Here is a 13,733-nt window from a genome sequence, read left to right on the forward strand (position 1 = left end):
CACTCTTCATACTCACCATCCTACTTTGTTACTTTCATTTACAGACATATCCCACCTCTTACAATTAGGAGGCTGCTGGGAGAGGGCAGTGTGTGATGTGTATAAGAGACAGCTATTATAAAAAGTTATCAGTATGTTTTAATTCCACTATCAAGTTTTATTATTTATTTTTCTTTGCCCCGTCGTATATTGCAAAGGATTGGCAAATACGGTTTTGTCACAAAGTTATGCTGAAGTACATCCGCTTAATGTTAACCACAGAGCCAACCACTGCATCACCAGAGATGCAGTAAGTTGGACAGTCATGAGTAGGGTGGACTAGCCAAGTTCAAAGAATTGAACTTGTTTTAATACTTGCTTGCTAACCTGATTCATTTCATCACTGCAGCTTGCTGTTTCGGCACAAATGGTTGCTGATTTTTGAGTCAATTCTTGTACAGTATGCATGTTACCGCTGATCTCTGTCGCGACAGCACTTTGTTGCTCAGCGGCAGTGGCAATTTGCTGAGTCTGATCATTGACTTGATGAATCAACTCTAGAATGTCTTCAATCATCTGGTTACTTTCTACCACTTTGCCTTCAGCTGATGTGGCAATTTCAGTGCTGTCAAACATCATTTTAACTGCATTTTCACAAGCTGAGCTGAGTTGATTCAGCATGGCTTCGATTTCATTCACTGATGATTGCGAACGTTGAGCAAGGCTTCTTACTTCATCGGCAACAACAGCGAATCCACGTCCTTGTTCACCAGCTCGTGCAGCTTCAATGGCTGCATTGAGGGCAAGGAGGTTTGTTTGTTCGGCAATATTACGAATTACATCGAGGATACTTTCGATTCTTGTTGATTCGTCTTTTAGCAGGCCAACGACATTGGCAGTTTCATTCAGATTACCAACCAGTTTAATAACGGCGTCTTTGGTCTGATTTGAAGAATCGATCCCTTTGTTAGCCAGCACCGCCATGCTATCTGAAGTTTGCGCTGATTCAGAAGTATTGTCGGCAATATTCATGCTGGTGATCGTCAATTCTTCAATGGCCGTTACAACTTGTACAGTGTGATCAGACACTTCAGAAGCTGAAATTTGAATATTATTATTGGCTTCTAGTAGTGTTTGACTATTGGTATCGACAATCTGCGTCGAGCTATTGATAGCAGAAAGTGTATTGTTCAGGTTTTGGATGGTGGTATTCAATGCACGACTGAGTTCGGCTATTTCATCTTTTCCGTCAACAACACACGACACATTGAGTTTGCCTTTGGCCAGTGCGTGCGCAGTATCCATTACATGCTTAATACTATTAGTGATTCTTTTTGATAAAAATTGACTAAAGATTACAGCGATGGCGACTGAAATGATGATGGATAAATAGAAGACATAATTCGCATAACTGATTGCATTATTGGCGTCCTTATTTGCGGTATCCGCTGCACTATAATTCATTTTTTGAAAATCATGAAAGAACTCGTTAAGGGCGGAATATGCATCACGGTAATCTGAGAATACAGAAAAAGGGGCCTTATTATCTGGCGCATTTTCCATTGCCTTAATGAAAGCCGATGAATTGTTCTGAAAAGTTGTTACTACCTGCCTAAGTTTAGTCGTAGTCGTTGCATCACCGGCAAAGTCTTTGGATAAGGCATTTAATAACTGCGGGGTATCCGCCATGTTTTTATTAATACTCGACACATAACCATCAACCTGATTCGAAAGGTTCAGCAAGTAAGCAATCTGCAATCCTCGAACATTCAACATAATCTCGGTTTGTGTATCTTTGACTTCTTCAAATAACAATGAAACCGCGAAGTTTTGTGTATAAAATTGATTGAAATTGTTAGCAATTCGATCATTGGCTGATTTGATAAAAAGCAATGAGATAGCAAAGATTGACAAAATCACGCCAATCAAAAGATAGAACTTTGTTCTGATTGTTAAGTTATTTATGTTCATAACAGCCAACTATAAAGAGTGATTAATCTAGAAAAGAGTGGTTAAAATTGCACAGCATATATGTCTATACGGCTTAAAACTGCGAGATTCGAGTGTAGCAATCGCTAGAGATATGCAGTTATCGCTTTAGGGTATGTAGCGGCCGTAATATTAATAACTTTAGAGATACTTAGAAGGGTAAAGCAATGCCGCTCACATTAATTGAACGGCATTATTCTGTGTTAGTCGTAATGTCTATAACGTACAGCTTTGTCGCTTGGTATTTGTTGCTGGTAGTTGAGCTATTTCAGCTTTTAAATCATCAATACGCGTTGCATGAGATGGATGAGTTGATAGTAACTCTGGAGGCTGATTTCCTCCCGATGCTTTTGCCATATTTTTCCATAGCTCAACACTCTGGTATGGGTCAAACCCTGACTCAGCCATTAACCTTAATCCAATAATATCTGATTCAGATTCTTGGGCTCGTCCATAAGGCATAAGTACGCCATATTGAACACCTAAGCCTAAACCAGCCATTGCTGCACCTTGGTATTGCGTACCGCTCATTGCAATATTGGTAAGCTCTAAACCTGCGTTTGCGAGCTGGCTACGAGATAACCTTTCATTACTATGCTGCGCCATTACATGACCGATCTCATGACCAATAACCGTTGCTAATTGATCTTGGTTTTTAGCTACGTTAAGTAACCCGGTATAGACGCCAATTTTACCGCCGGGGAGTGCAAATGCATTCACTTGGTCGCTATCAAAAACAACGACTTCCCATTGGTCAAAGTCAGGTTGTGGACCTAATTGTGTAGTGATTGCGCTTGTAACACATTGAACGTATTGGTTAGTTTTAGCATCAGTGTTGATCTTCTCTTGCTTTTTCAATTCTTCAAATGACTGAGCACCAAGCTGAGACATATCGTTACCCGAAAAAAGCAAAACTTGCTGGCGGCCAGTGGGAGAACTCGAGCACGCAGTAAGAGTCAGTGACGATGCTATTAATGCCGTTAAAAATAGAGGATGCTGTAGTTTCATATGAATGACTCCTTCCATTCCTTAATTATAAATTATGTATCTATTATGACGTGACTATCTATACAAGTACTAGATCAATCACTGTTATTTATATGCATCTTGAATAGCTGAGGGGTAATTCGATGGAATTAAGACGGTTAACTGGTATTCTACCTACAGAGTAAAACAAACTGGACATTAGGCATTTTAATGACAATTTGGAAGAAAGCTTTTACGCTCGACACCCTAAACCAAACTTCATCGAATACACTGGTTGAACATTTAGGGATTAAATATTCATCGTTTGATGATAATAGCCTATCGGCAACCATGCCAGTAGAGCCTAAAACGCATCAACCACTTGGTATGCTACATGGTGGAGCATCGGTGGTATTAGCTGAAACATTAGGCTCAATTGCAGCAAATATGTGTGTTGATGAAAAAAAATATTGTGTTGGCTTAGATATTAATGCCAATCATATTCGTGCTATGCGAACAGGCAATGTGACGGGAAAGGCCACACCACTTCATATCGGTGTTACAACGCAAGTATGGCAAATTGAAATTAGTGACGAGAGAGAGCGACTTGTTTGTACTAGTCGAATTACTATGGCAGTGATGCAACATAAGAAGAATGAACAATAAATGTTAATGACGTTTTCAGAAGGTAAAATTATAGCCAATCAACATGAGCTTGTTATTCGTATTGAAAGCGCTGCAAAAGTGACACTGCAGGCGCAAGTCGATGAAGTTACATTGATTGGCGGTGCTAATGTAATAACAGCAACAGGAAGTGGAATAAACTGGTCTATACGATTAGACAATGAAGAGCAGTTAAAGGAACTGTCTAACGAAATTGGAATTGCTATACAAAAATATTAATACCGTTATATAGAAAGAGGTATTACTTACCTCTTTTAAATAACGTCACCGTTATTTTATATGGTTAGCGAATATTTCTTTCTTCTTAATTACTAAATTAGTATTTAAATAAATCGCTAGTATTATTATGCGTTTTATTGCACTCTTGTTGACGTAATTAAAACTATAATAGATTTTATGTTTATTCTTTAGTGGAATAAAATTTTTAAAGTGGTCAGTAATGTTAGGTTAGAATAAGGATGTTATTATGAATAAGCTCCAGCTAAAGCGAATTGCTGAAAGTGCTTATCAAGCGATGTTTAGCCAAAAGCCTGACGTGAGTAATATTCAAGAAACATTTTATGGCTGGGTTGTTTTTCTTATTTCACCCAAAGGAAAAGTGGTAGTGAAATTTTCTCGTGAATTTGGGCGAATAGAGAAAGAGGTTACAGCTCTTGGATTATTGAAAAAAAAAGTGATTTGCCCTGTGCCTGAAGTGTACTTTTTTGGTCGTTCAGAGGGCTACGATTACATGCTAATTGAATGGCTAGAAGGTATATCAGCTTATGAATTACCTAATAACCCCAAAGTGATAGAAACGTTCCGAGAAGATTATACAAACATATTAATTGCATTACATGAACACACTGACTCCCGAGGGTTTGAAGTTACAACTGAAAAGTTTGAGCCATCTTTGATCGATGCTTTTGATCAGTGGATGTATCCTGTCTTGCGGTATGTACTAAGTAGTGCTTCACCATTTTCCTGTGAATTAAAAGATGCTTACAGGTTTTTGTGGGAGAAAAAAACGGAAATATTAACGCCGATTAATAATCAATCTTCTTTTGTTCATGATGACTGCCACATTGCAAATGTTCTTTTTGACCCGAAAACATATAAAATATCAGGATTACTTGATCCCTGCGATGTCGGCTTTAAACATAAAGAGTTTGATATTTTTCACTTGTTTGATGTAAGAGAAGATTTAAAATTAGTTGCTCGTTATCATGAAAAATCTCCATTAATTGAAGGGTTTGAGATTCGTCGTTACTTTTTAGGCTTGTGGGACGACGCTAAACATAGCCGTAATATCGGCTGGTATGATGAATCTTGGATTAACAGTAAACTTGATCGATTTAACACTGCTTATAAGCAGGCGTAAATCTTTCTGGATAATCATGACTTTAGATATTATTGTTACCTAATAGATGGTCAACTAAAATGTGCCAAGGATGCGATAAATGAAAAAGATTGTTACTGGTTTTTGTGTGTTGCTACTTGTTGGCTGTGCGCAGCAAAAAAGTATTCAGGAGCCAGGAAAACAGCCTGAAGTAGGTAAAGAGGTTGAAGTGCCTGTTGTTGAGCCAAGTATTCCTGAAGTGATAACTCCAGAAGTTAAACCAGAAATTAAGCCTTTGCCAGAGGTTAAACCTGTATCTGAAAAGAAACCCAAACCTGTACCTGTCGTGACGAAAACTAAAGATGGGAAGTTAATTCTTGGTGCACAAGAGTGGGTTTGGTTTGATGAAGTGCAGACACATGTCAAAGTGAAGATTAATACCAATAGCAAAGTATCGACAATTGGAACATCAGATGTTGAAAACTTTGAACGTGACGGCAAAAGTTGGGTTAAATTTACAAGTGGTGGAAAATCGATAGAGCGCCCTGTTGTTCGTTGGACGAAGTCTAATGGCGACGATAATAAGCAAGCTGTTGTTAAACTACGTACCAAATTGGGTGAATTAAACGAACAAACAGAATTTATTTTAATTAAAGGCTCTGGTGTAACGTTGGGAGAAAACTTTACTCGCGACGTTGCTGTACGTGATGCAAAAAGAAACTACGTACAACCTAAAGTGAAATAAGGCCTTGTCAATAAGATGTGTTTATTAAAAAAGCGGTGTGAGTCACCGCTTTTTAATTACTGCAATCTACGCGATATTAATTAAGCTTCTACAAGAACTTCATAGCTTGAAAACTTACGAATATTAATCACACCCGTATCAAAGAATAAATATTGCCCTTTAATACCAACTAATGTGCCTTCTACAACTGGCTCTTTGTCAAAGTTATGCGACGTTATCTTTGTTGGATATTCAGTAACCGGAAACTTAATATCAACAATTTCACCATCAAGACGTTCAACAGCATCATCACCGTATAAGTCTGTTATCTCTTTAATGCGAGCTTCAATTTCAGGTAGCAGTCTTTCTGCTTCTTGCTTCAAATCGATAGCGTCATTATCGCCTTTCAGCATTGCACGCCAGTTTGTTTTATCGGCAACCATTTCAGCAATGGCTATTTCGACTAAACCTGAAATTTGACGAGTTTTTACTTTTAAAATGGCAAGTGCTTGTGTTGCCCCTTGATCTATCCAGCGAGTAGGGATCTGAGTATGGCGTGTAATGCCTACTTTTAAAGCTGAGGTATTCGATAAGTAGACATAATGAGGCACCATGCAATTTGCCACGCCCCATTCAGGTTCACGACATGTTCCCTTGGCGTAATGGCATGTTTCTGGCTTCATAATACACATGTCACAACGGGCAAGCTTTTTCATACAAGGAAAGCAATGACCTTGAGAATAGCTTTTTTTGGTTTTTTTACCGCAGGCATCACAAAAGATATTACCAGTGTGAGTCAACTTTAGATGTTTTCCAATCAATGGGTTTAGTGCTAATTGTTCTTCGCCGATAGGTAAGTAGTATTCAACCACATCGCCTAACGTTGACTTCATTTTGCTTAATGTACCTTGCATGACTTTGCTCATTTATCTTGCTTTTATAATGACTTCATTTTAACAGTTACTGCGTAGCAGGGGCATAAAAAAATAACACGTACTAAAATTGTTCATTTATGTGAAATGTTATGTGAATTTTCTTATTTTTTTGATAAGAGTTGTTTACTATATATTATTGCTTGGTATCATTTTGCTGATATAACAATAATATGGAATGGATGCAATGAAAGTAAAATTACTATTAAGCAGTATTGTACTTGTCGCAACAACTGCTGTAGCTAGCCCGTTTGAAAAGCCAGAAGATGCGATTCACTATCGTCAATCAGCATTTACAATGATTGCTGCAAACTTTGGTGATATGGCTGAAATGGTAAAAGGTCGTAAAGATTGGAACCAAGACGTTTTTGCTCAACGTGCTCAGTATATTTCCCTGCTATCCCTGATGCCTGAAGAGGCATTTAATGTTGAAGGCTCTGACAAAGGTGATACGAAAGCTAAGCCTGAAATCTGGAGTGATTGGAATGGTTTTACGGGTAAATTAACAAAGTTCCAAGGTGATTTGGCGCAGTTGGCAAAAGTGTCATCAGAAGGTGATGAACGAACAACTAAAAAAGCGTTTGGTGTTGCCGCTAAAAACTGTAAGTCTTGCCATACAGATTACAAGTTTCGTTAAACGTTTGGTGAAATAATAGTAACACTGATAGTAAAACACCGAAGGTAGATGACATTTAATCATACTGCGTTCGGTGTTTTTTAGTGTCTGTTGTAATTTACCTTTAAATTTGGGGTTTAAAAAAGGTAAGCAACAATGTCTTTTGCTAAGTATGAATATACAGCAGAACCTATTGTGGCAAATACTATCCAGCCAATAAGGCCATTGACCATTTTCGGAGCTGTATTTGTATCGATTTCTGTGGCTGTTTCTTTGCGACCACTGAACATTGGTTTTATTAGGTTATCTTTTTTATATAGATAAAAGAAAATAGCCACAAGATGTAAAACAATAGCACCGAGCATTACATCAAAATTCAATGCATGAATCTCGGTCATCAAGCTGCTTTCTTCACCGGTAATGTACATTGCTAAAGGGCCTTCAGATATAATATCGTCGTTAGCAAAAAGACCGGTAATCAGCTGAGTAGCGAGTAAAATGAAGAAGCCTAAAACCATATATCCGCCAGCAGGGTTATGGCCTAAATGCACATCATCATTTTGTTTCTTACGCATTGATTGAAAATATTGAAGAACAGCACGTGGAGAACGTACAAAAAGAAGAAACTTTGCAGTGTCACTGCCAATAAAACCCCAAATAATACGTGTTAACAAAAGCGTTAATAGGAAGTAAGCAATAGCAAAATGCCAGTCCATTAACCCTTCAGTACCGGTGTACCATAAACCGCCAATACACAAGACTTGAAGCCAGTGATAACCACGAACAAAGCTATCCCAGATTGCTGTTGATACTTTCATAATACTTTCCATTAGATTGTGATAGGCCGGTTATGATTGATTTGATAAATATGAAACCGGAAATTTTGTTCGCAACGGTATAATATCAACCTAAATAAGTATCTGTTCATTCTTGCTGGCTAAAATCGATCATAACGGCGTTAGAAATTTTATAATTAGAACCACTAGTTACTTCAATTTCTGTCTTGTTCTTATCGATTTTTCCTGAACAAATTTATGATCACTTACTTATCCAGATTGATATAACGTTAGCTATATACGTGATATTTTCTCAAAATTAACAATCTAGTACTACATTTGTTGCATTTTTTTACAATTAATTTATATAAAAAAGCTAGTAGAAACTTTCTACTAGCTTAAATACGAATCTAGACAAATACTTGATTCAAATTATTTACATAGAACGGTATAACAGAGTCAATGCACCTAAAACAAGCTACTCATCTGTTTTGAATACGGTTGTAATCAAGAATGCCTGACTCAATAGGGTAGTTGATCTTGTACTGTTTAATCAGTACATCACTGAAAGACCAGAAGGAAGGATTTGTTCGACGAATCCCATATTTATCTAATAACCTTTCATAGTCACCATTGGTTTTCACTTTTAGCACTTGATCTACCAAGGCTGGTAGTTCACTTTCTTTTATTAGCCAAAAAGCGCTGGGGTAGCTTCCCAATAGTCCGTTAACGATTGTCACTGTATCGCGTTTATATTGCCTGTTTGATTTCTCATCAAATAAGCTAGAGATGTTTTTATGGGCACTATTTCTTATCAAGGTGAAGAGCTGAGGATCTAAAGAAGCGTCTTCTGGTTCAACCATAATAAAAGTGAGCTCAGGGAATATAGAGGCATCTTCTCCTCGTAATTTACTGATCTTATGAAGAGACTCCTTACTTTCATTTGAAAGTAGTGTTGATTCTAGCGAATAACGTGTCGGCGTTACATTTTCGACGCGTTTCCTTAGCATTTGTAATAATTCATGCTTAGGGTTAGTTGTTGTATAAGTTACGCCTGTTAATTGGTCGAACTTATTGATATCACCTTCGAGGTATTTGGTTAAGTCTTGGTTAGCTCCTTGATACCAATCAGCAAGTTCTTGATGGCGATTTTTTGTAGGTAAAAATGATAAGAAATTTGATTCCCCTTCCATCCGAAGAAGATCCATGTACATACGTGTACTTAACTGATGACCATAATTACCATAAACATCAAAACCTGCGACGAGTAAATAATGAATGCGCTCTAACAGTGAATAATCGATAACCCATGCCGTTTTCGGTTGCTCTCCTATTAAGCCTTGAACAACTGATGCACTGTCAAAGTGGCGGAACACCGTTAAAGTTGCGTTTGTGTTTGTGCCATCACCATCCCAAATGAGTTGAGTGGTTAGGTGCTCTCCTTGTTTGAACCGTTCATTCATGAATGCATTTTTTGCACGCAAAAATCGACCTTGTTGTTTGGAATACCGAATCCAATTACTAATAGAAACAGTATTACTTTCCTTTTCAGCTGGAAGGTGAAGGTTTGCTGCTTGTGAACGATAAAATGAGTTTACTTGCGTGAAATTAGACATATCAGGATCAACAAAAAATACCCAAAAGCGGTCATTAATAACATTGAGTGCAAGTTGTCCTCTACATACTGGGCCTTTTATATACGCCATAATCGTATTTTGTGCATTATCAAGCATGAACTTATAGCGTGCCTCAACTGGCAATTCAGTGAAGGCTGTTAGCGGGTTTGCAGCTACGTTGGGTTTGTAGCTTGGTAAGGCCGATATTGTGTAATTAGGTGCAATAAACAAAGACTTTATTCGATCAAGCTTTTCATTATTAAGTGCATATGGCATATGTGTTTTATCAACGATTGTTTCGCGCACTTGTTCTAAGCGGTAGTAGACGCGATCTACGTTGGGATCACCGTAAGGTCGGCGAGTGGCGACCAGATCAATCGGCTTACCGGGTGCTGTTGTAGATCTTACCAATTTGAAGAAGGTCGGCGTTCCTTGTTTACGTATTTCTTCTGTATCGAAATATATGTGTGAAACAAAAATATGTTCAAATATATAACGGCTTGTTAGTTGTTGTTTTAACGAATCTCGATTTAAGAATGTTTCCCATTTTTCCACTTCTTCAAGTTCAGAGCTTGAAGGGGGAGCGACGGTCGTCATTGGTGCACCTACCGAAACCCACTGCATCAAAACATCATTTTCAATGCTTGATATTTGCGGTAAACCGTAAGGCATTCCCCACTTAGGGTAATTTTCTTCATAGGTGCTCATTTCTTCAATGGTAGGGCACTGTTGATCACGGTCGAGAGAAAAGTCCCAAGAGTCATTAAGAATTTCATTATTCGGTAAAGGGTGGTTTTGTTTTAACTGAAGCATTCGGGCAATAACACCAGCTTGTGTATTGGCTTCTGGTGATTGTAAACGTTCATTCAAGACAGGCGAAAAGCCTTTATTACGCCACTCTGTGGTTGTTTGTGCATCTATAAACATTCGAGTTGTATTTGCGGCTAGTAACCGTGTGCCTTGGTAGACTTTATCTTTATTGGCGCCACGGTCTATACCCTCAGCCGAGGACATTTTCAGCTGACAAGGCGCATCATAACAAGCGTGGCAGACGACACACCTATTGTCTATTATCGGTTTAACATCATTAACATAGTGTTGAGCCTGAAAATAATCTGCATCTAACATACGTTGCTGAGGTTGGGGTTTACCATATAGCTTATTGTAATTTAAACCCGCGTAAGCAGCACATCCAGAAAATATAATGGAAGCTAGTATTAAAATTGCACGTGTGTAGTGCTTAAAAAAAGGTTTATACATCATCGATTATCAACCTATTTACTTTTTATTTATTGATGTTGGCTAATCAAATTTTGCTTAATCTTTACAAAAGGTACTGATTTTAAAGGTATTAATTAAATGATATAAAATGATAAGCACGTAAATAATATAGTATAAAATCTAATTATATCAAAACGCTATAACCGTACTGAGTTTAAGTGGTGTATTGTCGTTGTAATAAGAAAGTTTATAACGTTAAGCTAGCATCGATGTGTACGTAAGGGGGGAGTATGTTTGGGTTAAGATCCGTCGGGCGAGATGGAGTGTCTTCAGGTATTTTTCTTATTGGTTTTGGTTTACTTTACTTAACGGGTTGGTGGTGGCCAGGTTTACTCATTTTACTGGGTGTTACCGGTATTGTTGATATGGTAATGAGTGCCAATTGGAAGGGGGCAGCTAAAACGGCTGCAGTATTCATGATTACAGCGATCGTACTTTGGGGGCTGGTAGGAATAGGGATCATGTGGAATGTATTGATCCCTGGCTTACTAATCTTGGTAGGTATTTTCTGGGTTTACCGTGGACTCAAGTGATCGAGCGTTTTTTTCACTATTATGCAGCCAATACAACCCCGATCCCGAATCATCACTTAAAATAAGGTTTAAGTAATCTTGTTGGTAAACAAGATATGTAAAGGTCGGCGTATTATTTAAATAGGTATCTTGCATGTTTTTTTCTGTAGCTAAAGCAACTGATTTACTTTCTATGATTTCTTTACTTGGCTGATACGACCAATGAAACATTTCAGGTGTAATTATTACTGTCTTTAAAAATTGAGACGGTGCTTTATCATATTTTTGAACAGAGGCTGCGCGAATAGACAATGCATGATGATAATCACTTTTGTCTTCAGTGATGAATGACATAAACGAGTAGTTCAATGCGCCTGATTGCTCTTTAGAAATATAATAATGGATAACTTTTGAATGAATACCCGAGCCATCAAGATAATTCATGAAGGCCTGTGCGGTAGGTTCACGTGCCAGCTCAGTTTGAATGATAGGGGTTTCACGGCTTGTTTTCATATTCCTAGATAGAAAGTCTGAGAACTGTTCCCAATTCTCAGCTGTGACGGTATAAGAGAAATCGCTGTTCTCTATACAGTCATCTTGGTCATTAAGACGACACCATGCAAATGAATAAAGGTCTTTATTTTTATACCCAATAACCCTTCGGTTTATGATCAAAGACGGATCAAAAAACATTTTGTGTTCTGTATATATTTCAATTGTTTTTGTTCTTAGATCAACAATATCAGCTTTTGTTTTACCGATGAACGTTAACTGGTTAGTACTTATAACATCTTCAGCAATGATGTATTTATCTGGCGTTGGTTCTGGCTCGGGAAAGAAATAATAAGATAAACCAGCAATAACAATGGCACCAGAAATGGCACAGCCAATGAATAATGGTGATTTCTTTTTATCAGAGTTTGCTAATTTTACAGTTGTATTTAAATTGACTTCTTCCCGTACGAAATCACGAACTTGGTATCCTACTCGAGGTAAGGTTTCAATGATATCGCCTTTTTTTTCTTCATGTAATTTTACGCGTAAAGCGCGAATAACCTGAAATAAAGAGGCTTCTGTTACGATGCGATCTGGCCATCCTGCTTTTAGTAATTCATTTTTTGTTACGGGGCGACCATAATTTTCGATCAGATACGCCAAAATATACTGCTCAGAAAGGTTTAGTTTCTGAGTCGAATCTGCTGATTTTAGGATGCCAAGACTTGGAACATAGCAAATATCTGTTCGAAACTTAATCTGCTCAGTGCTGGACATTCATACCTCTAACTAATGAAGAACATTCAACTATCATTGAATTACATAAGGGTTTGATATTATCACGAAATAAGTTAAAAACCATTTTTACGAGTCACGAATCATATAGTTATAAATCCACCAAAATTAAAGATACTATCTATTTGAAAAGTATATCTATTTTATTGTAGCGGTAAGAGATAGATGATAAAAAACTCATAAGTGGTGTTCAATAATTGCACGTTTAGTTAAATATAAAAGAATAGTGCGTACAAATATCATTCTTGTTGGGTAATATGACAACAATCCTTTTTTTGTCAAAATAAAAAGTAATAAACAACGTGTGTATTATTGAAGAAAATAAAAGGGAAGTGAGTACTTCCCTTTTTATTAGCAAGAATTACTTCTTGAAAATTTCTTGAAACTCACGCTTCATTGGAGGATTACGACGAGCTTGTTTTAGCTGCTTACACAGATCTTTTAGACAGTTATGAAGAACTTTATCAAGTAATACAGCTTTGTATTCCTGTTGCTCTTCTTCGCTCATGTGATCTGGCAGTGTTGTTTCCTGCATTTCACCAAGGAAATCAACACCAGAGTAGCTCTGGCTTAGTGCAACAAGTGCGTGGAATTGTTCAAAGTTATCTAGAACATTCTGTGCACTTCCTGGCATGCTATTCCATGCTTCACGGGAAGTAGGCTCGGATACCATATAAACACTGATTAGCATATCCATCAGTTCTTCAGGTACTTCTTCGAATGCAACGACTTGACGTAATTCTGGTGAACATTCATCAAGAGTCAATGTTGGTTCATTAACTAGTTGCTCGTCTTTTGTTTCAATCTCAGACATAGCCATTTCCTACAGCATTTATGATTTAAGGAGGGGAATCCTATATTTCTAACATCAAATGTCAACATATCATGTAATTTCAGAGATAAAATCTCGTAGATTTAAAAACGTAGTCTAGATCACGTTAGATAATTTATAGTAGAAAATGAACGTTTTTTGCAAGGTTAGGTTGGCATTGTTCTGTTTATAGACAGCAGGTGTGCTATAAATTATGATGAATACAAGTAGATTCATAT

General features: G+C 37.5%; 13 protein-coding genes. 6 read left to right on the plus strand and 7 right to left on the minus strand.

Annotated elements, in window-relative coordinates; translation table 11 throughout:
- Positions 1–318 precede the first annotated feature (318 nt).
- Together C9J48_RS25980 and C9J48_RS25985 are read right to left on the minus strand one after the other, a co-directional pair.
- Complete coding sequence (locus C9J48_RS25980) at positions 319–1,950, minus strand: methyl-accepting chemotaxis protein (RefSeq protein ID WP_006229368.1); 1,632 nt, start codon at positions 1,948–1,950, stop codon at positions 319–321.
- A gap of 234 nt (positions 1,951–2,184) precedes the next feature.
- Positions 2,185–2,976 (minus strand): M48 family metallopeptidase, encoded by a 792-nt coding sequence (locus C9J48_RS25985; RefSeq protein WP_006229369.1) that lies wholly within the window; start codon positions 2,974–2,976, stop codon positions 2,185–2,187.
- A 189-nt stretch (positions 2,977–3,165) separates the two neighbouring features.
- Between C9J48_RS25985 and C9J48_RS25990 the strand changes: the two genes are divergently transcribed.
- From C9J48_RS25990 to C9J48_RS26005, 4 genes are all read left to right on the plus strand, one after another.
- Entirely contained in the window at positions 3,166–3,600 is a 435-nt protein-coding gene (locus C9J48_RS25990; protein WP_006229370.1) for a hotdog fold thioesterase, read from the plus strand.
- Positions 3,601–3,837: a DUF3389 domain-containing protein gene (locus tag C9J48_RS25995; RefSeq protein WP_006229371.1), complete on the plus strand. Its 237-nt coding sequence runs from the start codon at positions 3,601–3,603 to the stop codon at positions 3,835–3,837. It begins immediately after the preceding gene.
- 247 nt (positions 3,838–4,084) lie between these two features.
- A complete protein-coding gene (locus C9J48_RS26000; RefSeq protein ID WP_006229372.1) occupies positions 4,085–4,978 on the plus strand; it encodes a phosphotransferase in 894 nt (297 codons plus the stop codon).
- A gap of 79 nt (positions 4,979–5,057) precedes the next feature.
- Positions 5,058–5,681 carry a putative ATP-dependent zinc protease gene (locus tag C9J48_RS26005; protein WP_006229373.1) on the plus strand — a complete coding sequence of 208 codons (624 nt, stop codon included), beginning with the start codon at positions 5,058–5,060 and terminating at the stop codon, positions 5,679–5,681.
- 80 nt (positions 5,682–5,761) lie between these two features.
- On the opposite strand, the gene C9J48_RS26010 is transcribed toward C9J48_RS26005, so the two are convergent.
- Positions 5,762–6,586, minus strand: coding sequence for a DUF2797 domain-containing protein (locus C9J48_RS26010; protein ID WP_006229374.1), 825 nt, complete (start codon positions 6,584–6,586; stop codon positions 5,762–5,764).
- Positions 6,587–6,779: 193 nt separating this feature from the next.
- Here C9J48_RS26010 and C9J48_RS26015 point away from each other — a divergent pair, with 193 nt between their 5' ends.
- On the plus strand, positions 6,780–7,229 hold the full coding sequence (locus C9J48_RS26015; RefSeq protein ID WP_006229375.1) for a c-type cytochrome: 450 nt from the start codon (positions 6,780–6,782) through the stop codon (positions 7,227–7,229).
- A 116-nt stretch (positions 7,230–7,345) separates the two neighbouring features.
- On the opposite strand, the gene C9J48_RS26020 is transcribed toward C9J48_RS26015, so the two are convergent.
- Positions 7,346–8,026, minus strand: coding sequence for a cytochrome b/b6 domain-containing protein (locus C9J48_RS26020; RefSeq protein WP_006229376.1), 681 nt, complete (start codon positions 8,024–8,026; stop codon positions 7,346–7,348).
- A 440-nt stretch (positions 8,027–8,466) separates the two neighbouring features.
- Entirely contained in the window at positions 8,467–10,863 is a 2,397-nt protein-coding gene (locus C9J48_RS26025) for a fatty acid cis/trans isomerase (protein WP_006229377.1), read from the minus strand.
- Between the two features lie 248 nt (positions 10,864–11,111).
- Between C9J48_RS26025 and C9J48_RS26030 the strand changes: the two genes are divergently transcribed.
- Positions 11,112–11,414 (plus strand): hypothetical protein, encoded by a 303-nt coding sequence (locus tag C9J48_RS26030; RefSeq protein WP_036802633.1) that lies wholly within the window; start codon positions 11,112–11,114, stop codon positions 11,412–11,414.
- Here the strand turns inward: C9J48_RS26030 and C9J48_RS26035 are convergent.
- Both C9J48_RS26035 and C9J48_RS26040 read right to left on the minus strand, forming a co-directional pair.
- Positions 11,370–12,665 carry a winged helix-turn-helix domain-containing protein gene (locus C9J48_RS26035; protein WP_006229379.1) on the minus strand — a complete coding sequence of 432 codons (1,296 nt, stop codon included), beginning with the start codon at positions 12,663–12,665 and terminating at the stop codon, positions 11,370–11,372. The genes C9J48_RS26030 and C9J48_RS26035 overlap by 45 nt on opposite strands.
- Before the next feature lie 379 nt (positions 12,666–13,044).
- Positions 13,045–13,497, minus strand: a complete 453-nt coding sequence (locus C9J48_RS26040) for a DUF3069 domain-containing protein (RefSeq protein ID WP_006229380.1) — start codon at positions 13,495–13,497, stop codon at positions 13,045–13,047.
- Positions 13,498–13,733: the final 236 nt, after the last annotated feature.

The sequence above is a fragment of the Photobacterium profundum genome (assembly GCF_003026285.1).
Taxonomy (GTDB): domain Bacteria; phylum Pseudomonadota; class Gammaproteobacteria; order Enterobacterales; family Vibrionaceae; genus Photobacterium; species Photobacterium profundum.

Bases quoted from the DNA above. Each gene is read 5' to 3' on its own strand.
- C9J48_RS26030 (WP_036802633.1), top strand. From the start codon at position 11,112: ATGTTTGGGTTAAGATCCGTCGGGCGAGATGGAGTGTCTTCAGGTATT.
- C9J48_RS26025 (WP_006229377.1), bottom strand. From the start codon at position 10,863: ATGATGTATAAACCTTTTTTTAAGCACTACACACGTGCAATTTTAATA.
- C9J48_RS26005 (WP_006229373.1), top strand. From the start codon at position 5,058: ATGAAAAAGATTGTTACTGGTTTTTGTGTGTTGCTACTTGTTGGCTGT.
- C9J48_RS25980 (WP_006229368.1), bottom strand. From the start codon at position 1,950: ATGAACATAAATAACTTAACAATCAGAACAAAGTTCTATCTTTTGATT.
- C9J48_RS26015 (WP_006229375.1), top strand. From the start codon at position 6,780: ATGAAAGTAAAATTACTATTAAGCAGTATTGTACTTGTCGCAACAACT.
- C9J48_RS25995 (WP_006229371.1), top strand. From the start codon at position 3,601: ATGTTAATGACGTTTTCAGAAGGTAAAATTATAGCCAATCAACATGAG.
- C9J48_RS26040 (WP_006229380.1), bottom strand. From the start codon at position 13,497: ATGTCTGAGATTGAAACAAAAGACGAGCAACTAGTTAATGAACCAACA.
- C9J48_RS26020 (WP_006229376.1), bottom strand. From the start codon at position 8,026: ATGAAAGTATCAACAGCAATCTGGGATAGCTTTGTTCGTGGTTATCAC.
- C9J48_RS26000 (WP_006229372.1), top strand. From the start codon at position 4,085: ATGAATAAGCTCCAGCTAAAGCGAATTGCTGAAAGTGCTTATCAAGCG.
- C9J48_RS26035 (WP_006229379.1), bottom strand. From the start codon at position 12,665: ATGTCCAGCACTGAGCAGATTAAGTTTCGAACAGATATTTGCTATGTT.
- C9J48_RS25990 (WP_006229370.1), top strand. From the start codon at position 3,166: ATGACAATTTGGAAGAAAGCTTTTACGCTCGACACCCTAAACCAAACT.
- C9J48_RS25985 (WP_006229369.1), bottom strand. From the start codon at position 2,976: ATGAAACTACAGCATCCTCTATTTTTAACGGCATTAATAGCATCGTCA.
- C9J48_RS26010 (WP_006229374.1), bottom strand. From the start codon at position 6,586: ATGAGCAAAGTCATGCAAGGTACATTAAGCAAAATGAAGTCAACGTTA.